Genomic DNA, 20,929 nt, shown 5'->3' with positions numbered 1-20,929 from the left:
TGCAAAGTAAAAGGCCGCTAAAATTAGCGGCCTTTTCATTCAAATAATCAATCTGCTACGTTAAGCCAAGGCTTTTTCTAGCGCCTGCGCCACATCGGCAATAATATCGTCGATATGTTCAATGCCAACGGAGATTCGAATTAAGTCTTCAGACACCCCGGCTCTGGCAAGCTCGTTCGCATCCAACTGTCTGTGGGTGGTGCTGGCTGGATGGCAGGCCAGCGACTTGGCATCACCAATGTTCACTAAGCGCAAAATCATCTGCAACGCGTCGATAAACTTGCCACCAGCGATTTTCCCCTCCTCTGGAGTGGCCGCTTTAATCCCGAAGCTGATGATCCCAGAGGCTTTACCGCCAGTGATTTTTTGGCAATTTTCACGGTAAGGGCTGCTCGGCAAAGCGCCGTAATTCACCCAACTGACCGAAGGGTGCAGTATCAAGTACTCGGCTAATGCCAAGGCGTTCGAGCAGTGACGCTCCATACGTAGGCTCAAGGTTTCCAGCCCTTGTAGCAGCAAAAATGCACTGTGGGGTGAAAGCGCCGCCCCAGTATTACGCAGCGGCACCACGCGGCAGCGTCCGATAAAGGCTGCGGCGCCAAAGGCCTCGGTATAAACCACACCATGGTAGGAAGGATCGGCTTGATTCAGCAGAGCAAAGCGTTCTTTGTTCGCTACCCAATCGAACTTGCCCGAGTCAATAATCACACCGCCAATCGTCGTACCATGGCCGCCAATGTATTTGGTCAACGAATGGATAACGATATCGGCGCCATGCTCAAACGGACGACATAAAACAGGTGTGGCGACAGTGTTATCGACGATTAAAGGCACGCCGTGTTTATGGGCTATCTCGGCTAAACGTTTAAGGTCAACAATATTGCCGGCGGGGTTACCGATAGACTCACAGAATAGTGCCTTGGTCTTGGCATCGATTAAGGCATCAAGCTCTTCAAAGTCATCAAAGGCTGCCATCCGCACTTCGACTCCTTGGCGCGGCAGCGTATGGGCAAACAGATTATAAGTGCCGCCATAGAGTTGGCTGGTACTGACAATATTGTCCCCCACCTGAGTAAGGGCTTGAATCGCATAGGTAATGGCCGCCATTCCCGAGGCTAGTGCGAGTGCACCTATGCCGCCTTCAATGGCCGCAAGCCGCTGCTCGAGCACGCTGGTCGTCGGGTTCATAATCCGCGTGTAGATATTGCCTGCGACTTTTAAGTCAAATAAATCAGCACCATGTTGGGTATCATCGAAGGTGTAGGAAGTGGTTTGATAAATAGGTACCGCAGCGGCTTTCGTGGTCGCCTCTGATTCATATCCGTGGTGTAACGCCAGTGATTCAAGTTTCATCTTTGTGTCCTTCCCCAATAAATTCCCCAAGCCGTTCCTCAAACATAGCCATTCCCCAAGGCAAATCGAGGATGTGCGCTACGCCAATTGATGCTCCGATCGCACAAGATTTGTGCACTGTATCCAAGCTAACAGATGGACATCTAGAAGTCTAAATAATTTTCAGTTCAGCATTAAGAAGTGCGATAAATGCCAAAAAAGAAGGTCTACCATTCACTAAATATTCAATAATCTTTTACTGGTTGCTCATCATTATTTTAAATATTATCAGGCTTGCTTTATTTTTTTAGTTAGCCTATGGTATAGGCATTAATTAGTGATTAATCATCAAGCTCTGAATGATTAATTTAGCCTTAATTTTAGATGGAGATGTAGCGCTATGTTAAAAAATGCATTTTCATTATTCACAATTAAGCCAACCTTTTTAAAGCTGAATCATGCAATTTATTTAGCTAATCCAGTACGCCTGTCACTTAAATTTCCAGTTTAAGCCGAGTGCCACTCGCACTCGGCATCTAATACCCACATTTAATTTTATCGCTTCCATTTTTATTTGGGGCATGGCAGTTATCTAGCTCATATTTTGGGGTAGTTATGTTTTATTCTTTTTTTAGCAATCTATTTCAGTCTTTTATGTTGAAAACTGAAACCTATTACCTGCAAAACAGTTTTAATACCTCACTGCGCCCGACTTCATTAGCCGCAGTGATTGCAAAACTGGATCAACTCAAAAGTGAAGAAACCCTAGATAAAGTGACGGTTGGACGAGCAATTTTACTGGTTAATCAACAGGACCAGCAGGAATACCGCATCGAGCTGGTGTATCCACCAAGACACAAACCCAGAGCAGGACGCTACTCTGTGATCTCCGATCTCGGTGTCAGCCTACTCGGACGCACTAAGGGCGAATATGCCGAAGTCAATATTCTAGGTAAACCCGTACTGTTTAGGGTGAAGGATATCACCCTCGGCAAGAAATAAATCAGAGGGAAAAATAGCATTTCCAGAATAAAGCATGTTCAAATTTCAGTGGCAACATGCTTTTAAATCGCTATTTGCGGCGGCATTTAGCATAGGCATTATATAAAAGCTGGAGGACATTATTTTGAAGTTATTAACAGGCCGCGGAATGAATTAAAGCCGATGGCCCTATATCAGAGCCTCTTGACTATTTACCGAGTATGGCAGCGCTTATGTAAAAATCATCAAGGGGTGAAAGTAAATTATGGGTCATCGACTTTTTTCCATTCAACTTTATCGACGGATAGAGTTGAATAAACTATCGATGGGAATGCGGCGCTACACTCGATAGTCTCATTTTATGAAGTTTCACTTTACTGAGTATCACTTTGCTGAGTTTAAGTTCAGTTAGGAGTATTTGTCATGAGTAAAGAAAAAGCGAAAAAACCGCCGATGAAAACCTTAAAAGAGAAACGTCAGGATAAACGGAATCGACAGAAAAACTCCGATTAATCCCTGTGTAAAAAATCCCTTAAATCCTCTCTTTATTTGTAAGAGGGCGTGGTGACTACCGCGCCCTCTTTTTTATCCCAGTTGACGGCGGTATTGCTCAGGCGAATATTGGGCATATTTTTTAAACATCACTATATAAGGTGAGGTTTGGTTATAGCCCAAGGTCAGCGCCACTTCCTTGATTGCCAATCCTTCACGTAATAGCTGTAACGAATAAATAAACTTATGCCGCTGTCGCAGCTCGGTAAAACTCATCCCAAGGCTGTCTTGGCAACGTCGAGCCAAAGTGCGCTCTGTGGTATGCAGCTCACTCGCCCAGGTCTTAAGGCTCTTTTGGCTGGCGGGGTCGAGTTCGAGTTGCTGCAAAATGGGCTGTAATAATTTATCGCGACTCGAGGGTAAAAATTGCGGCTGTGCCTGACCTAAAATCAATTGGTCGATTAACACCTCAACCAGACGTTTATCCGCTTCGCTCTCGGCCACTCGGACTTGCCGCTCCCTTAGATCGTTCACTATCGCCTGTGCTATGGGGGTGACCGCCAACAGACAGGTCTCATCTGGAAAAACACCCGCACGATTTGCCACTATATTCATCGAGCAATAATGGATACTGCGGCGAGTAAAGCTCTCATGTTCAATCCCCGCCGGCACCCAAATCGCATATTGGGATGGCGATAAAAATCGCTGCCCAGCGGCATGCAGCTCCATAATACCGCCGCTGATCAGCTGCAATTGCCCCCAAACGTGGCTGTGTTTTGGAGTGATGGTATTAGGGAGAAAAGCTTCATAGTTAAAGAAAATATCGGCAACAGGTGCTTGTTCCGCCCTGAGCGGATGGTAAACGGGGCGCATCAGTACTCCACTGTACTCCATAATTGCGAGTCGATTCGGGGCGCAAACAGGGGCTTTAGCCGAAAAAGGATTGTCCGCCGACGAACTGACATTGTCTTTTAGGCGATATTTATATCATAAAAGACCAGAGATAATAGCAGCCAACCTATGACATCGGGTTTATGCCCTTTCGGCTAACCCCGTCTTCACGCCAATTAAGACTAATCTATGCTGTATTTATTTCCCCTGCTCGCCGTCGTGATTTGGGCGGGCAATGCCATTGTTAACAAACTCTCTTTTGGGATAATCGCCCCCGAAGCGATAGCCTTTTATCGCTGGTTTTTTGCCATGCTAGTGTTAACCCCATTTATGCTAAAACCCGTCTGGCGCAAGCGTAAAACGATTGCACCATTACTGCCCAAACTCGCCACCTTAGCCGCCTTAGGCATGGTATTAAACCAGAGCCTTGCTTATTTTGCGGCGGCAACAACAACCGCGACCAATATGGCCCTAATCAACTCGCTGGTGCCAATGGTGAGCTTGTTTTTAGCCGTACCACTGCTTAAACAAAAGCTGACCCCCTTAGTCTTTGGTGGCACTGTGATTTCGCTCTTGGGCTTAGTGTTTATGTTAAGCCACGGCGATATGGCCAATCTTGCCATCGGCGTGACCCAAGGGGATTTACTGTTACTCATCAGCGCCTTTGTCTACGCGCTTTATGGAGTATTGCTTAAACGCTGGCAATTGCCGATATCGACGTGGGAGTCAGTGTATATTCAAGGGCTTATTGCGGTGTTGATGTTAACACCACTGCTGTTTAGCGCGCCCAGTGTCGCCATTAGCAGCCAAGCCGCACCGTTAATACTCTATGCCGCTCTTGGGGCTTCACTCATTGCACCTTGGGCTTGGATTAATGGCATCAGCAAGTTAGGTGCCGAGCGTACCAGCATTTTCTTCAATTTGCTGCCAATCCTCGCGGCTATTTTGGCAGCGATCATTTTGAATGAAACCTTAGCCGTTTATCACTATTTAGGCGGCGCTATGGTCATCATTGGGGTAATGTTAGTGCAGGTAAAACCTAAGATGAAACCCATAGCCCCCATCGCTTGTACCGAATAAATTGCTCTACTCAACGCCCCAAAACCTTGGGGCGTTTTTTATCATCGCTTCAAATACAGACTTTTCGCCGACTGCTGCAAACAACCAAATAGCGACTAAGCTATTTAATAAGTCGTTTTGTCAGAGAGTTATGGAGAGTCCCATGTTTAATAGCATTAGAGTAAAGTTTTCGCTGATGTTTGCCATTATGGCGACAGCCTTAATTGTGATGGCCGTGACGGATGCGATGCAAAACCGCACCACCCTTAAGCAAATGCAGGAATTTAGCCAACGATTTAATCCGGCAATTTCGGCCATTCTCAACGCCGACCGCGATCTCTATCAGGCCCAACTGAGTGAGGAAATTTTGCTTCGACCCGAACTCAGCAGCGAGAACCGTAAGAGTGAGATAGACAATTGGCAGGAAAACGTCGACCAAGCGCGCGACCGCATGGGGGAATTTAAAAATTATCTGCAAGACCATTTAGAGGTGATAAAGTCCACCAGCGGTTTTGAAGCGCAGTTTTCGCTCTGGTATCAAGCCTCATCGGAAGTGATCAATGCGGTGAAAAACAATGACCTCGAACAGGCAAGACAACTCCATGAAAACAAATCTAAAAAAGAGTTTAAGGCCCTGAGGAGTATCTACAACGCCGCCGGTGAAGCCGCCGATAACCGCGTTAAAGAACTCGATTTACAGGCCTCAGAGCAGGCCACCACGCAAACCCAAGTTTCGGTCACTATAGCCACCTTAGTCGCCATAGTTGCCCTAGTGATTGCCTACTTTGGCCCCAAAATCATAGTCAATGCTATTCGTGATATTACCGATAGGATCAAGGATATTGTCGATGGCGACGGAAACTTAACCCAGCGTATCCCCATCACCCGCCAAGATGAAATTGGTGAGCTGGCCAATGCCTTTAACTTGTTCGTTGCCCAACTGCAGCAAATGGTTATCGCGATTATCAGCCAAACCAAAGATGTCAGCCAAACCGTTGAAAACCTCGCGACAAAATCAACCACCACCATAGGCATCAGTTACGAGCAGGAACAGTTTGTCGATACCATAGTCACGGCGGTGAATGAGATGAGTGCCGCGGTGCGAGAGGTCGCCAGCAACGCCCTGCATACCGCCACCGAAATTACTAAGGTCAACGACCAAACCATTGAAGGTAAGAACATTCTGACTCAGTCGGTCAACCATATTCAGCAACTGTCAGAGTCGGTGAAACAAGCCGTAGCGGTTATCGAAAAACTCTCAGTCAATTCCGCCAATATCGCCTCCGTATTGGATGTTATCCGCTCGATTGCAGAGCAAACTAACCTACTCGCCCTCAACGCCGCCATTGAAGCGGCCCGTGCGGGTGAGCAAGGACGGGGCTTTGCGGTGGTTGCCGATGAAGTGCGTACACTGGCGAGCCGCACCGAAACCTCGACCCAAGATATTCAGCGAATGATTGAAGAGTTACAACGGGGCGTAAATGATGCGGTGAAGAGCATTGAGTCGGGCGCCAGCCTCACGAACTCGACCGTGACCCTCGCCAGCCAGACACAGGATGCTTTAGATGAGATCCTGAACTCCACCTCTAAGGTCAGTGAGATGTCGACACAAACCGCCACGGCCACCGAAGAGCAAACCCATGTGACCGAAGAAATCAATCGTAACTTGACCGAGCTGTCTGACAAAACCCGCTACTGCAATACTGTTATCCAAGAGACTCAGCAAATCGTCGTCAACACCCAAACCATTTGCAGCAATCTGCAAAAAGAAGTGTCACGCTTTAAAGTCGCTTAAGGAGAGTAACGCGCCCAGATGTACCAGACTTAGCGTTACTCAAAGACCAATAAAAAGAGTGCCTAGGCACTCTTTTTATTGATTAGAGGATACGTTGGCGCGTTAAAGATTGCTGCCGAATTTGCCGGCCGTGCCAATAATGCCAACCAAAGCCGCCACAGAGTAACAGCCCTAAAAAGGTGTGTAATAAACTCGCGGCCAACTGCGCCGATTCAGAGCTTAAGTAATACAAGCCAACACCCGTTAACGCTAATGCCAATAGACTGAGTGACATCACTAATCCACTCTTATGATTAAGCTTTTTACGCCAACCAGCACGAATATGGCTATGCCACAGTGCGCCGAGCAACATGAGCATCAACCAGCCTAGCAGCACATGCATCACAACTGCGGGTAAGCGCAGATCCCCGCTCAGGCCAAAATCTACATCCCACTGCAGCTTAAACTCCATCACCCAAGGCAACATAAATAAGCCCGTAAGGCCTGTTACTGTGATGGCAAGGATGATCAACCAGAAAAACCAATTGGGATAACCACTTAATTTTTTCATTTTTATATATCGTCAAAAATACTAAAGAGTGATGAAAGCGTTATCGACAAATCTTAGGGCGCGAAGTTGACTAAATCGCCACCCAACTGCTGAATTTTTGCGGCGGCGGTGGCATCGTCAAGGTAGCCCGCTACCTTGGTTAATGCGTCGGCGCGCCAGGCAAACGGTGCGCGCACACTCACAACCTTTTCTTTGTCGCTGGCACACTGCTGCTCGTCTAAATTGCCCGTCGGTAACAATAACGCGGGGTAATCATGGCTTAAATGCTGGGAAACCCGCGAACTGGCAAGGGCGGTATTACTGACGTTGATCTTTTGACTCAATCCGTTCGGACCACGGCACAGCACATTTAATGAAGCGCTACCAAACACTTTTAAATCACCACCCGCATTCACCCAGCCGCCGCACACGCCGGCCCGTCGCAATTCAGTGACCGCCATATCGACCGCATAACCTTTAGCTATGCCATCTAAGGTCAAAATTAGTGGGCGAGCTAACCTTGCTTTATCCGCCTGGATTTCAATATCTCGCCAATCCCCCTGCAACAGCAGCGGCATTCCGAGATAAGCAGGCAAGGCGCCGCGGGACATCATCTCGCCGCCCACAGTGCAGTTGAAGAGGTTGTCACTAGCCCTGCCAAACCACTTGGCGAGCTTCAACACCCTCAGGCTATCAGGACTTAAGGATATCCACTGCCCCGGCTGGCGATTCAGTAAATTCAGCTCACTATCCTGCTGGTGAAAACTGAGTAAGCGGCCAATATGGGCCACACGCGAAAAAGCCGCTGTTATAGCGGCTTGAAGGGCAGACTCATCCAGTGAAGGATGAGCGTTGTGCTCGGCAACGGACTCAGCGGCAATTTCGACTAAGGTGCCGAGTAAGGGTTTGGCTCTACGTATCACTATGCGACTGACTGCGACAAAAAGAGTTGATGGATAACAAGTAACCGTTTTACGCCATCGAGTAAATTACGGCAACTTAATGTGGCACCGCTAATATTGCTGACATCCTCATCGAGTTTAAAGGGATCTTTGAGGGTTTTACCGTGGAACTGATCGCGCCAACTCGCTTCACGCACTTGGCCGCCGTGGGTTTCACGGTAACTGAGCACCTCTAACCCGAGCACTTCGCCCTGCGGACTAATGCCGATGGCGTAGGTAATATACTCATGTTTACCGACAACATCATCCACCACAAACCAACCGAGAAACTGACCGTCCTTTTCAACTTTCCAGATAGGTTGCTGATCTTGGCGTTGGCGAACGCCCGATAAATCTTTGATCTGATCTTTCGCATCGGAGCTCAGTAAGGTTGGACGCTCACTAAATACCGCTGCCTTATCAAAAATCAACGCCTGCGCTTGGGCCACTGTTAAATAATCCGCAGAAAATGCAGGGGCGGCAACTATGACTATTGGCATAAACCACAAGCTATTCAGATATGTATGCGCCATTTCAATACCTAGTGTTAAAGCAAAAGCTTGATTCATCGCAGGCAGAGCCACTCTGCCCTGCCTATGAGTAAAATACAAATTAGAAGTTAAATGCCACTTTTAATCTGACTTCTTGTTCTGTTTTTTCAATCAGATGCAGACTGGTGTCCTTTTGACCTTCGTACTGCTCACCGCCACCACTTAACTGAGGTAACCAAGTGAGGGTCGCCCACCAATCGGCGCTACCATAGTGCAATGAAGGGCCGGCGAAGAATGACCAACGCTCTTGACCAATCTCAGTCTCAAATTCGGTTTCGAATAACACTTCGGCACTGATAAACCAGTTAGGGGCGAAACGGTAGCTCAGGCCAGTGCCCATTTTCAGCTCCAGTTCCATCTCAGGATCGGTTGACCAGTCAAAGTCTTCAGGCAAATTGGCAATTGGTGCGCGGTCGGCATAGGTCGATTCCATGCCAAGGTTGCCAACCCAAATTAACTCGCCTTCGAGCATGTACTTTTGAGTCTGTAAGCCTAAATCGAGCGACAGGGTGTCTTTGTCTTGACCAGAGTGCACATCAATCCAGTCATAGTCTAACGAGGCGGTCATAGACAGACCAATATCATCCTTGGCAGGGCTTAAAAACATGTAGCTTAAGCCGACTTCAGCGCCAGAGGTGGCAAAACCAATGTTTTTCTCTTTCGGCAGATAACCATCGATGATTAAGCCGCTGGTATCTAGAGACATAAACTTAGCCGAACCCGATACCGCAAACTTGTCGGTCACACCGTATTCCAGCTCAGTTTCGTAATTAATACCACGGTAAGTACCTTGGCCTTTGTCGTTACGCAACGTCACTTTTTGATAGAGTTCAATGGCTTCTTTAGGCATAGCCTCAGCGCCTTTGACATAACCAAATAAATCTTCACCCGCAGTGGCTGTGTGGCAGATACCGAGTGTTAGCACAGAGGCAGCGACGACACTCAGGCGATGACGAGAAGATGTGCGCATTTAAACAAAGTTCCAAAGAGTTATTAACATAATTTGGAGGCGATTCTAGTAGAGCAACAAAAACAACGCAAATCATTATCATTAGTGTTTTATCAGATAAAGTACCAAATAATAAGGATATTTCATTTAAAACATGATGTTACAAATTAATATTCAATTAATATTTTTTTGCTATGCAGATTCAATCTGCTCAGGTCATCGCGCATTTCTGCTCAATGACTATACTCACCACAGCCTTGAATCGGCTCACGGCCACCCTACTCACACAAATACAGGGTTCATTCTTTGCGTGGTGACAACAAAATAGCGGTAATTAACCAACTGATAAATAAGGTCTAAACTGAGTAAAAACCACGATTTAAACCTCTTTTTAACGAACAGATCACAACGGAAGTAAAAACATCTAGACGTCTAGATTGACAGTAAAATGGCAATCCAATATGCTTGGCACCAAGTTGCTAGGATATGATGCCAAAGCGGCATAGATTTTAAGCGAGTTAGACTGCCAAGGATCACGCGGACAACCCGCCGAGTAAAAGAGAAATTACATTGAGTCAATCAGCCCAAACCACTGCACCGAGTAGCCCGGCATCCTTTATTGCCCTGTTACCCTTATTCGTTTTTCTAAGTCTGTTTATTGGCGCAGGCGTCTATTTCCAAAGCCAAGGTGTGGACTTTGCCTTCTATCAATTACCGAGTGTGATTGCCATTCTGCCAGCCATTATTCTGGCCTTGGTATTATCAAAACAAAAACTCAATCAAGCGATTGATACCTTTATCGGCGGTATTGGCCATAGCAATATTATTGCTATGTGTTTGATTTACTTGCTGGCTGGCGGTTTTGCTGCGGTCGCGAAAGCCACCGGCGGTGTCGATGCGACTGTCGCCTTAGGTTTATCACTTATTCCTTCAAACCTGTTACTGCCCGGCTTTTTTGTGATTGCCGCCTTTATTGCCACCGCAATGGGTACCTCAATGGGCACTATTGCCGCCGTGGCACCTATCGCCTTAGGCGTTGCCGATCAGGCACAAATAGATTATGCCCTGATGGCGGGCGCCGTGATGTCTGGCGCACTGTTTGGCGATAACCTCTCGATTATTTCGGATACCACTATTGCGGCCACTCGAACTCAAGGCTGTGATATGAAAGATAAATTCCGCGAGAACCTGATTTTTGCTATCCCGGCTTCACTGTTGACCTTTATCGCTTTTGTGATTGCAGGCCAAGGCCAAGCCGATCTAGCCGCTCAAGAAATTGACTTTATTAAGGTGATTCCTTACCTGACAATTCTGGTATTAGCGGTCGCAGGGTTAAACGTGTTCGTCGTCTTGACCTTAGGCATTCTGCTGGCGGGCGCAGCGGGATTCCTGACCATGGACTATGGCGTTATCCAATTTGGTAAGGATATCTACGCAGGCTTTAGCAATATGCAGGAAATCTTCATCCTGTCGATGTTAGTCGGTGGTTTAGCCGCACTGATGCAGCAACAAGGTGGTCTAGCCTTTGTAAGCAAGCAGATTGAAAAGCTCATCACCCGTTTCTCAAAAGCTCAAGGCGAAGCCTCATGCCGCGCGGCTGAATTAGGCATGGCAGGGATTGTAGCCGTCACCAACAGCTGCGTTGCCAACAACACAGTATCTATCGTTGTGACGGGGGATATTGCTAAAGATCTGGCTGAAAAACACGGTGTTAGCCCTAAACGCGCGGCCAGTGTACTCGATATTTTTGCCTGTATTATCCAAGGGTTAATTCCCTATGGCGCCCAAGCACTGCTGATTGCTTCAACCTTTAGCATCACACCGCTGGCGGCCGTATCCCACGCTTGGTACTGCATGATCCTAGCGGCTGTCGCGATTGCGATTGTGATTTTCCGTAAGCGCCACTAATCTTATTCGACTGTCGATAACACAAAGGGAGCCATTCGCTCCCTTTGTTTTTATCTGCCTAAGGTTCAAATTAGCTCAAGACTTGCCATCAGTTTAGGATTAAGGCAAGTTACAGCGGGTTATTTGCGCGGTATTAACCTTAATTTACGCCATACTCATTCACCCCAAAATGCATCCATCACAATATGAATCCGCAGCATGAACCCAGCTTTTACGACTTACATCGCCTGATCACATGGTTGATTGTGGGCGCGGCGCTGCTAAGTGCCACAGGGGTTATCATCGCGCTCTACGCCGAATATCAAGTCGTCGGCACATCTGCCCTGTTTATGCGTGCCGATTTTCTTGGTGACTATATCAACTCGCCCCTCGCCTATGTGTTTAACCTCGGATTATTAGCCGCAGGGATTTGTATGTTGATCTCTATGGCTGGGCTCTACTTACTTAAACTCGACAGCTTTAGTCAATATATTGCGCTCACCGGCGCCTGGGTTGGCACCTCAGTGATTTTGATGGGGATTTTTCCGATTAACTTTTTAACCATGCACAGACTGGTTTCCACTAGCTATCTGTTAAGCACGCTAACCCTGCATGCCTTGGTGATTATTGCGGGAATCATGCCTAAACTGATCTGCCCAAGACCTTTGTTTTACTTAAGCTTATTAAGCTTTATCAGTGCCGTTTGTCTGAGCTTACAACTGGACTGGAGCCAGCTAGATTTCCCGCCCTGCGAGACAAACATTCACTTCTGTTTTGTCGCCGCCAATATGTGGCTGCAAACAAACCTAAATATTATTTGGTGCATCAGCCTTGCATTTGCCATGCGCCGTTTATCCAAAATCCTGTATTATCGCGCCCAAGTCCATCACCCGTTTTAGCTTAGTCATTTATGCGTCTCGCCAAATACCTTGCCCAATGCGGCATTAGTTCACGCCGCGAAGCCTGCCGCTTAATTGAGGCCGGACGTATCAGCCTCAATGGCAAAATTGCTCAGCATACCGATGCCGTGTATTTCGATGCTGACGGCCTATGCCTTGATAGCCTCAGCTTAGACGATAAGCCCATTTCGGGCACCGAAGCACTCAGCTATTGGCTCTTCAATAAAGCCGTGGGCACAGATTGCCGGTTGTTAGACGCCGATAAGGACAGTTTGCTGCATTTACTGCCAACCACGCCAAGACTCTACCCTGTTGGCAGATTAGATAAGGATTCCCGTGGCTTATTGCTGCTCACCAATGATGGCGAACTCACCCATAAACTGATGCACCCTAGTTTTGCCCACAGTAAAACCTATCATGTGCAACTCGATAGACCCTTCAACGATGCCTTTATCGAACAAATGGCCTGCGGCGTGCAATATAAAGAGGTGCGCACACTCCCCTGCCAAGTCACGCGGTTAAGTGATGTGAGTTTTGAAATTGTGCTTACCCAAGGGTTAAATCGCCAAATTCGGCGCATGTCCAACGCCTTAGGTTATAAGGTGATTGACTTACAACGCGTCGAGTTAATGACATTAACGCTAGGCTCCTTAGCCGAAGGCGAAATGCGACCACTCAGCCCTGAGGAAGTTACAGCGCTTAAAGCCGCTGTGGCAATTTAGTGGAAGACAAATGGCGAATGCCCCAAGCAGCTAACCACAATTTGAGGCAAATGCCTGCGCGAACAATATCTTCCAATAAACACCAATGAAGATAAAAACGCCTGAGTCATCTCAGGCGTTTTAGATGGAACGAAGATAGCCTTTCAAGCTGATGACCTTGAGCTACTTTTTATCGGAACGAAGCACTAACTCCACTCTGCGATTCAACTTTTGTCCGGCGTCATTAGTGTTACTGGCCACAGGGCTGTATTCCCCGTTACCGTGGGCGGTTAATTGGACCGACGGAATTTTAAACTCGTCACTCAACTGCTTAATCACTGCTGCGGCGCGGCGCTCCGACAGGCTTTGATTGTAACTCCGCTCGCCCTTGTCATCGGTATGTCCAACTACATAAAAACTCAGCGTCGGATTCTGCTTAAGATAACTCGCGAGGACCTCGAGCACTGGCTTGGACTCAGGTAACAAACGCTCACTATCATAATCAAACAACAATCCCTCTAATGTTGCCTTGCCTGTTTGGCTAATCGCATCGGTCAGGGCATCGAGATTAATCGCCACACGATCATCCTTCAGAGTAGAGAGCTCCATTACCCTAAGCGTAGTATCGGCTGGTGTGCCATCAAAATATCCTTGGGAATAGATATCGAAGTAAACATCGCCCTTGGCGTGGCTCAGCTTAAACAGCTGATACTCCTGCCATTCGTCTTCTCTATCGTCCTTGATTAATTTGATGGCATTGATCAGGTTATCATCGTCGCCGCAGGCCGTGCCTTTACAATGGAATACCCGCTCAGCCTGCAGTTTTTGTGCAGCTGCGGCATAATTGCTGTTGATTTCAAACAACGAATAGCTTTCAGGCATCTGATAACTTATTTGGGTAAGCTTGGCATCCAGCGATTTGGTTTGATAATCGGCGCCAGAGATCCCCACTAATACAGGCACTTGGGTAAAGTTAGTTTGTTTGTAACTGGTAATATAACTGCCGGGCATGCGCCCCAATAAAGGATGGTCGGTCGCGCCTTGAGCATCGTCACTACGCCTATCTTTAATCTCAATTTGCTTCGGCGCCTGCTGTAAAAAGTCACCATTGGCTTGGATCAAATCTAGCGGCTCAGGAATAGAATCAAGGATATCGACTTGCAGATAGGTATATCTATCCTCGCGATTGACGACATAGATACTGGCGTAAACCTCACCGCGAGAACCTTTCAGTTTTGCCGCCACGTAAGCACTGTGATAGTCAGCATTCACGCTCTTAAGCGGCTTTAGCTGAGTTTGCATCGCTTGACCATCACCGCAGCTGGCGGCCTGACAGCTAAATAGCACTTCAGCATTCAGTTTTTTTAGCTGTGCCAAATAGTTATTGATCACATGTTCAGGACTATACCCCTCGGGCAACTCAACGCTTTGTCGAGTCAATTTGCCCGATACAGGCAACAGAGTGAACTTGCCGCCATCCATTGCGGTGATAAGTTCAAAGGGCGTAAAGTGGATGCGCTTTTCTTCAGGCGATTTGGCGTCAGGAAAGGGAGTAAACAGCGATTCAGCATTCACCGCAAAAGAGGCGACACCGCAGGTCGAAGTCAAAAGTACAGCACTCAATAACGTCTTATGTCCCATAAAAAATCCTTTTCTGTGGGGGAATCTAGCTCTCGCGAAGCAATTAAATAGATAAAAATAGTGACGGGATAATACGATAAAATTTTTTACCTAGGTATTAAACGGCATAAAAGTAATACTTTTTATTGAAAAGGAAATACGGGAAATACTGCGAAGAAATAAAGAAAAATATAGAAGCCCCATCTTTAAATAGCACACAGAAGTAGAGATACCATGTTCATATGAATGTGAAAGAGCAGCCATGCGACCAACGGTCACTATTGCAACAATGGCAATTTTAACGACCATTGAACTGTTCATCTGGCTAAAAGCTTTTTGCCCCCAAACAAGACAGTCGAATCGGATATTGCGTTATATGCATTGCCACTGTTTCCCCAGTGACACGCCGTGAATATATCCCTATAGGCTCGACGGCGGCATCCATGCCGCCAACGGTCACTGTTGTAACAGTGGCAATCTTAACGACCATTGAACTGTTCATCTGGCTAAAAGCTTTTTGCCCCATTCCGTGTTTCGGCTCGTTAGCTCAATCGAAAATTCCCATACCTGCTGCCATATATATTCTTATCTATTTGCCTATGTTTGGCCTTACCAGAAATCGGCTAACAATGTATGGGTATACAGTCGTATTTAAATTTAGGTGTTTTGGTATGATTTTGAGACAAAATCAGTGCGCACTAATTCCATCCGCAATAAATAAAACTCTATAAAATCAGGTGAATATAGTAACTGAATTTTAGTTAATAGGTTTGGAAAACGCGCATGCGCGTTTTTCCAGATGGTGTATTTGGCAGAAAGCTGATAAGTTCTTTACATACAGATAGTTAACCGTGCGCGTTTTCACTGGTCTAACAAGGTAAACGCGCATGCGCACTAATCAAATGTTATGCAATTCACCGACTAATGGAGTAGCCAATGGCTAAAAAAGAAGAAAAAGATTGCTTTGTGATCATGCCAATTGCAGATCAGGAAGGCTATCCAAAAGGACATTTTGGCCATGTTTATGAAAATATAATTCGGCCATCTTGTGAAATGGCCGGTTACAACCCTGTTCGAGCGGACGAGGTTAAAGAAACAAACCTAATTCACCTCGATATCTTAAAGAAATTAATTGAAGCTCCTATTGCAATTTGCGATCTGTCAAGCCGAAATCCAAATGTTCTTTTTGAGCTTGGAATAAGGCAGGCTTTCGACAAGCCTGTTGTTTTGATACAGGAAAAAGATACTCCCAAAATATTTGATATCGCTCCACTTCGTTATCTTGAATACTCTCAAGAAATGAAATATCACGAAGTCCTTGCAATACAGCAAAAGCTAAAATCATCTATTGAGGCAACAGCATTAGCTGAAGGTGACTCTTCTAACGTTAACTCTATAGTTAAACTTTTAGCACTTAATTCACCTGCTAAAATTCCAGATTTGGAAAATGGCAAAGAGGGTCTCGCATTGGAGGTAATGCAAGCTGAACTACGCAATATGCGACAAATGATGGAAATGTCTATTTTTGAAAGCCAAAAAAGCCCTAAAGGTGAATCGATTGCTGCTATTGAATATCAACGGTTATCTGCGAATCTTGACAAGCTTGTTAGCTCCAAGAGACTACCGATAGAAGAAAGAATGGATCGATATCACCTCTTAATGCGTGAAGTTGACGAACTAATGCATACCTGTAGAAGTGAGAGCGAGCACATGCATTTCAGACGACTAATGGAAAGAGTGCATCGTGCCGAACGTGAAATCCTTGCATAACAAAGCATTGCAGCGGACAAGCCGCTGAATGCGGCGTTAACCCATAGAAATTTTTTCCGAAACAGACGCGTTAGAGTTAAAGCTTTAACTCGAAAATGTCCCAAAGCATGCTGTGTGTTTCTTTAAAACCTGCAAGCTACACCGATGCTAAAAGGGTGAGCCATGGTAATTAGCGAGACGACCGTCCGCCCCAAGGCCGCTCTTTGGCATCCATGCCATCGCGGCATTCGTGAATCCATTCACATCAGATGGGGCGGTCGAGCATCCACGGATGGACTTGAACAACATCCCTGTTTAACGGCCAGTTCGCCATCCATGGCTCTCGTTCATAAGCTTAGAAACCCTAGGTTTCTATTCACCGTGTCAGTGAGCGAATACCATGGCTCGCCTAGCAATACTGCTATCTCAACAGCTATCAGTAGTCATTGCACAAAAAAATAGCGATAAACTTACTTAGTTTATCGCTATTTTGATGTGTTGCTATTGCAGTCTTATATCACGCTTAAATGCTGATAATCCGACCACTATAGGCCGCACCATTGCTGATGCGGCGATGGATTACTTAACGATTTCCATCTCGGCTAACAGGTTGTCGGCATGATCTAAATACTTCATTACCCACAGCATATAACGGCTATCGACTTGGATTGAGCGGTTGATATTGTCGTCGTACGCCCAGTCACCGATGATGCTTTCATACACGCCATCGAACAGTAAACCCACTAATTCGGCGCGGCCGTTTAAGGTTGGAGAGCCTGAGTTACCGCCGGTTGTGTCTAAGGTCGACAGGAAGTTTACTGGTACAGAATCGATGGCTTTCACATAGAAATCGCCATATTGCTTCTGCTTGATAAGGTCTAACTGCTTTTTCGGCGCATCGAATGGGTCAACGCCAGTGTCTTTTTGCACTATGCCTTCGAGGCGAGTAAAGGGCTTAGCCACTAAACCATCTTTAGGTTCATAACCTTTAACATGGCCAACGGTCACGCGCAGGCTAGAGTTCGCATCGGCGTACACAGGCTTACCTTGCTCACGGTTATAGGCAATGATGGCATCCATATATTGCGGACGTACTTTCATTAGCTCGCCATCTAACTCTTTCTCTTTCTTCTCTTCGCTCATGTTAGTGTCATACAAGGCCACGGCGAATTGAATAAAAGGATCCTTTGAGGCTTTGAAGTCATCAACGGATTTTTCCATCCAAGCTAAACGCACATCTTTGTTGCCCAGCTCGGTTTTGGCGTACATTTTGTCTAAGGTTTTCGAAAGTTTAGCTTCGTTAACCTTTTTATCGATACCAAAGGCTTTATCCATTGCTGGTAAGCGCTGCGCCTCGGGTAACGCGGCATAACGTTTAAGCATATCCAAGAGAACGGCCTTATCGACACTTGGCGCATAACGGCGGTCAATACGTTCCATGCTCGCCTTGAAACGTGTCATATCGCGGTCTTGGAAGCCAGGTTCGCGCTGCATATCAGGCAATTGCTTTTCATGGGCTAAACGGTACAGATTGGTCGCCGTTGGCACCATAGTGGTGTTGCCAATGTAGCTTAAGATCATATCCCGTTCTTGATGGGCTTTGCTTTTGGCGATCAGCGCGTCTAAGTCGCTTAAGGTTTTACCGTATTTGGCTTCGCGGCTGCTGTCTTTAGCAATCCATGCGGCGAGCTCGGCTTCACGGGCCTTGCGGTCAGCTAACATGGTGGATTTGCCATAAAACTCGATCATCGAAGTGAAGTTTTTAGCGTAGTTCGCTAAGCCAGCGATTTGGCTTTCGTACTTAATGCGCTCGTCACTGCCTTCTGGCGCCGTTTCTTTGATGATTTCAATAAAACGTTCGCGCAGCATCTTGCCTTCTGGGTAAGCCCATTCGAACTGATTTTGCACTTCGTTCGCGGTGCGGTATCTGTTAGTGCGGCCGGGATAACCCGCCACCATCACAAAATCCCCTTCGCTCACACCTTTGGCCGAGACTTTTAAGAAACTCTTTGGCTCGTACGGCACGTTGTCGGCGCTAAATTCGGCGGGTTTACCGGTTTTAGACACATAGGCGCGGTAGAAGGAAAAGTCGCCCGTGTGACGCGGCCACATCCAGTTATCGACATCGCCGCCGTATTTACCAACACTGCCCGCGGGGTTATAAACTAAACGTACGTCGCGGATTTCTAACTGTTTTACCAGATAATATTCTAAGCCGCCGTGGAAGCTATACACTTGGCAGCGGTAGCCTTCATCCTTTTCACACTCGGCAACGAGAGCTTTTTCTTGGTTCTCGACGCCTTGATAAAACTCACGGCCCGCTTTGTTTTCAAGCCCAGCGTTGACGCGCTCAGTCACATTGGTCACCTCTTCGGTGACATAAACGCGAGAACCGGGCGCAGCGGGTAATTCATCGGCAAAGGTTTTAGCTAAGAAACCGTCCTGCAACAGGTTTTTCTCTGCAGTCGAGTTATATTGAATCGAACCATAGGCACAGTGATGGTTTGTCACCACTAAGCCTTTTGGCGAAACAAAAGATGCTGTACAGCCACCTAGGCTGATCACAGCATTCATGGGGAATTCGGTCAGTTTGGAAATCGATTTCGCATCAATCTCTAAGCCTTTCGCTTTGAGTTCATCGGCCATTGCGGGCAATTGGTGTGGCTGCCACATACCTTCATCGGCATGGGAGGCAAAACTCGCCGCCACGGCAACTGAGAGTAACCATTTTTTCATTATCTTAAGTCCGTTTTAGGTGAAGAAAGCCGAGCGCTTGCGAGGCCATTTCTTATATTTATTGGGATTACATGCCACTTTGGTTAACGCTAAAAAGCAAAAAGTCAGGCACTGGGCCTGACTTTAGCATATCGCACGCACTCTATAACAGAGTTAGAAAAATTCGCTTACAAAGCAAATACATTCATCATATTTATCGGTTTAACTCTGCCGTTTCAGTACGCTAAACGGCTTTAACTTACAGCGCGACAAATAACTGAGCGCCGATAATCACCGCGCCTAGCAGACCCGCAATCCCGAGGGCAAATGTGCCGCCGGACACTTGGTATCCCTGCGGCGTGGCTTGGCGCTGACGCAGTGCCATCACGATCGGCAGGAAGATAATCATCACCACCAGCGGCACGGCCGCAAACCCTAATACCGCAACAAAACCTTCGGGGACATAGAGCGCACACAACAGCGGCGGCACAAAGGTTAACAGCCAGGTTTGGGCGCGGCCGAGGAAAGTCTTCTTCGCGCGGGTCAGTTCGGCCACAAAATCATACAGACTTAAGGTGACCCCAAGGAAAGAGGTGATTAAGGCTAAATCCGCAAACAGCGAAATACATTTGCTGATCCAAGGCGTGTGGGCAATCTCTTGTAATGCACTGATAAGCGCAGGTAAAGAGCCATTAAAGCTGCTGATTTCGGTGCCACCCACTGTGCCTAAGGTCACCAATAACCAGAAGATATAACACGCGAGCGGAATGGTTGAACCGATTAATAATACCTTGCGCAGCGACACGGCATCGCCATCCAAATAACGTACTAAGGTGGCGATACACACGTGGAAACCAAAAGAAGTAAACACCACAGGAATCGCCGCCATCCAACTGCTGGTCATGGACTCGGCCACGGCACTGGTTGCCATACTCGAGATACTGACTTCGGGTAATAAAAACAGCACGACCACAATCAGTAATAAAATCATCAGCGAAAACAAGAAACGCGAGGCTTTATCGACCCAAGCCACCCCTAAGGCCGCAAATCCCCCCAGCACTAAGGTAAACAGCACGACCGCCAGTTGGTTATCTAACACGAGGTCGAACATATTTTTGGCTTTAAGCACTAACAGCGATGAGCCGCCTGTCAAATACGCCGCCGTTAAGGCAAAGAGTAAGCTGAGAAAGGAGGCGCCTTGCACCATTTGGCCTTTTTTGCCGAGGAGTTTGCCCGTGATGGCGTGGACGTTATCACCGACGCCTGAGCGCAGGTTAATCTCAAGCATTAACAATGAGGTATAGGCTGACAAGCCCCAAATCACCACCATTAACAAAATGGCTGGCACCATGCCTAAGGCGGCCGTGGCTAAGGGTAAGGCTAACATTCCCGCGCCAATGGCGGTCCCTGCGACAATGGCTATCGAGCCTAACATTTTTGAATTCACACAATTATCCTGTTCAAGTATTAATTATTATTTTTTAAGGTTTTTTGAGTAGATTTGAAGGATAAAGCCTTGCGCACTCTGTGATTAAGCCAACAGCAATCTCAAACGAAAAGCGTCACTAAACTTAAAGCATCCAATCCGATCTCAAAGAGCAGATCAATTGGCCCCAATAGCTTTTGAATATTTCAACCCAGTCGCCATTGAGGCTAACTAAATCGTTTGCAGAAAAGTGACATTAATTTCAACCGTGATTGCCTTAGCAAAGCAGCGACATCGCGCGTAAAAGAAGATAGCTCTGGACATTAACAGAGCCAACCCCAGCGGGCAAGCCAGTTATAGACAAAGATGACGCCGCTTTGGCTATCCGAAGGGGAAATGTGAGTAAAAGATA

Annotated in this window: 16 protein-coding genes; 7 read left to right on the top strand and 9 right to left on the bottom strand. The window is 46.9% G+C overall.

Annotated elements, in window-relative coordinates; genetic code table 11:
• Positions 1-60: 60 nt before the first annotated feature.
• Positions 61-1,353 (bottom strand): aminotransferase class I/II-fold pyridoxal phosphate-dependent enzyme, encoded by a 1,293-nt coding sequence (locus N5E87_RS04665; RefSeq protein WP_011625403.1) that lies wholly within the window; start codon positions 1,351-1,353, stop codon positions 61-63.
• 594 nt (positions 1,354-1,947) lie between these two features.
• On the opposite strand from N5E87_RS04665, the gene N5E87_RS04660 reads away from it, so the two are divergent.
• Positions 1,948-2,334, top strand: a complete 387-nt coding sequence (locus N5E87_RS04660; protein WP_126512546.1) for a GreA/GreB family elongation factor — start codon at positions 1,948-1,950, stop codon at positions 2,332-2,334.
• Positions 2,335-2,898: 564 nt separating this feature from the next.
• On the opposite strand, the gene N5E87_RS04655 is transcribed toward N5E87_RS04660, so the two are convergent.
• A complete protein-coding gene (locus tag N5E87_RS04655) occupies positions 2,899-3,678 on the bottom strand; it encodes a helix-turn-helix transcriptional regulator (RefSeq protein WP_086904337.1) in 780 nt (259 codons plus the stop codon).
• Positions 3,679-3,885: 207 nt separating this feature from the next.
• Here N5E87_RS04655 and N5E87_RS04650 point away from each other — a divergent pair, with 207 nt between their 5' ends.
• Both N5E87_RS04650 and N5E87_RS04645 read left to right on the top strand, forming a co-directional pair.
• Entirely contained in the window at positions 3,886-4,776 is an 891-nt protein-coding gene (locus N5E87_RS04650) for a DMT family transporter (RefSeq protein WP_086904338.1), read from the top strand.
• 142 nt (positions 4,777-4,918) lie between these two features.
• The gene (locus tag N5E87_RS04645) at positions 4,919-6,550 is read left to right on the top strand and encodes a methyl-accepting chemotaxis protein (protein ID WP_086904339.1); all 1,632 of its coding nucleotides are present in this window, start codon (positions 4,919-4,921) and stop codon (positions 6,548-6,550) included.
• Between the two features lie 82 nt (positions 6,551-6,632).
• Here N5E87_RS04645 and N5E87_RS04640 read toward each other — a convergent pair whose 3' ends face one another.
• The 4 genes from N5E87_RS04640 to N5E87_RS04625 form a co-directional block, all read right to left on the bottom strand.
• Positions 6,633-7,100, bottom strand: coding sequence for a hypothetical protein (locus tag N5E87_RS04640; protein ID WP_086904340.1), 468 nt, complete (start codon positions 7,098-7,100; stop codon positions 6,633-6,635).
• Positions 7,101-7,153: 53 nt separating this feature from the next.
• Positions 7,154-8,002 carry an FAD:protein FMN transferase gene (locus tag N5E87_RS04635; protein ID WP_086904341.1) on the bottom strand — a complete coding sequence of 283 codons (849 nt, stop codon included), beginning with the start codon at positions 8,000-8,002 and terminating at the stop codon, positions 7,154-7,156.
• Complete coding sequence (locus N5E87_RS04630; protein ID WP_126512544.1) at positions 8,002-8,553, bottom strand: FMN-binding protein; 552 nt, start codon at positions 8,551-8,553, stop codon at positions 8,002-8,004. Before N5E87_RS04630 ends, N5E87_RS04635 begins: the two co-directional genes overlap by 1 nt.
• Before the next feature lie 79 nt (positions 8,554-8,632).
• On the bottom strand, positions 8,633-9,541 hold the full coding sequence (locus N5E87_RS04625; protein WP_011621714.1) for a DUF6662 family protein: 909 nt from the start codon (positions 9,539-9,541) through the stop codon (positions 8,633-8,635).
• Between the two features lie 549 nt (positions 9,542-10,090).
• Here N5E87_RS04625 and N5E87_RS04620 point away from each other — a divergent pair.
• The 3 genes from N5E87_RS04620 (at position 10,091) to N5E87_RS04610 (ending at position 13,028) form a co-directional block, all read left to right on the top strand.
• Complete coding sequence (locus N5E87_RS04620) at positions 10,091-11,428, top strand: Na+/H+ antiporter NhaC family protein (protein WP_011625394.1); 1,338 nt, start codon at positions 10,091-10,093, stop codon at positions 11,426-11,428.
• Positions 11,429-11,613: 185 nt separating this feature from the next.
• Positions 11,614-12,306, top strand: coding sequence for a hypothetical protein (locus N5E87_RS04615; RefSeq protein WP_086904342.1), 693 nt, complete (start codon positions 11,614-11,616; stop codon positions 12,304-12,306).
• An 11-nt stretch (positions 12,307-12,317) separates the two neighbouring features.
• The gene (locus N5E87_RS04610) at positions 12,318-13,028 is read left to right on the top strand and encodes a 23S rRNA pseudouridine(2604) synthase RluF (protein WP_086904343.1); all 711 of its coding nucleotides are present in this window, start codon (positions 12,318-12,320) and stop codon (positions 13,026-13,028) included.
• Between the two features lie 162 nt (positions 13,029-13,190).
• Here N5E87_RS04610 and N5E87_RS04605 read toward each other — a convergent pair whose 3' ends face one another.
• Positions 13,191-14,648 carry an OmpA family protein gene (locus N5E87_RS04605; RefSeq protein ID WP_086904344.1) on the bottom strand — a complete coding sequence of 486 codons (1,458 nt, stop codon included), beginning with the start codon at positions 14,646-14,648 and terminating at the stop codon, positions 13,191-13,193.
• Between the two features lie 915 nt (positions 14,649-15,563).
• Here N5E87_RS04605 and N5E87_RS04600 point away from each other — a divergent pair.
• A complete protein-coding gene (locus N5E87_RS04600) occupies positions 15,564-16,397 on the top strand; it encodes a hypothetical protein (RefSeq protein ID WP_086902125.1) in 834 nt (277 codons plus the stop codon).
• Positions 16,398-16,955: 558 nt separating this feature from the next.
• On the opposite strand, the gene N5E87_RS04595 is transcribed toward N5E87_RS04600, so the two are convergent.
• Both N5E87_RS04595 and N5E87_RS04590 read right to left on the bottom strand, forming a co-directional pair.
• Positions 16,956-19,112 (bottom strand): S46 family peptidase, encoded by a 2,157-nt coding sequence (locus N5E87_RS04595; RefSeq protein WP_279775124.1) that lies wholly within the window; start codon positions 19,110-19,112, stop codon positions 16,956-16,958.
• A gap of 238 nt (positions 19,113-19,350) precedes the next feature.
• On the bottom strand, positions 19,351-20,526 hold the full coding sequence (locus tag N5E87_RS04590) for an aromatic amino acid transport family protein (protein ID WP_011625389.1): 1,176 nt from the start codon (positions 20,524-20,526) through the stop codon (positions 19,351-19,353).
• Positions 20,527-20,929: the final 403 nt, after the last annotated feature.

Source organism: Shewanella sp. GD03713 (genome assembly GCF_029843705.1).
Classification (GTDB): Bacteria; Pseudomonadota; Gammaproteobacteria; order Enterobacterales; family Shewanellaceae; genus Shewanella.
The sequence above is the reverse complement of the archived record's forward strand: the minus strand, read 5'-3'. Positions and strand labels throughout refer to the sequence as shown.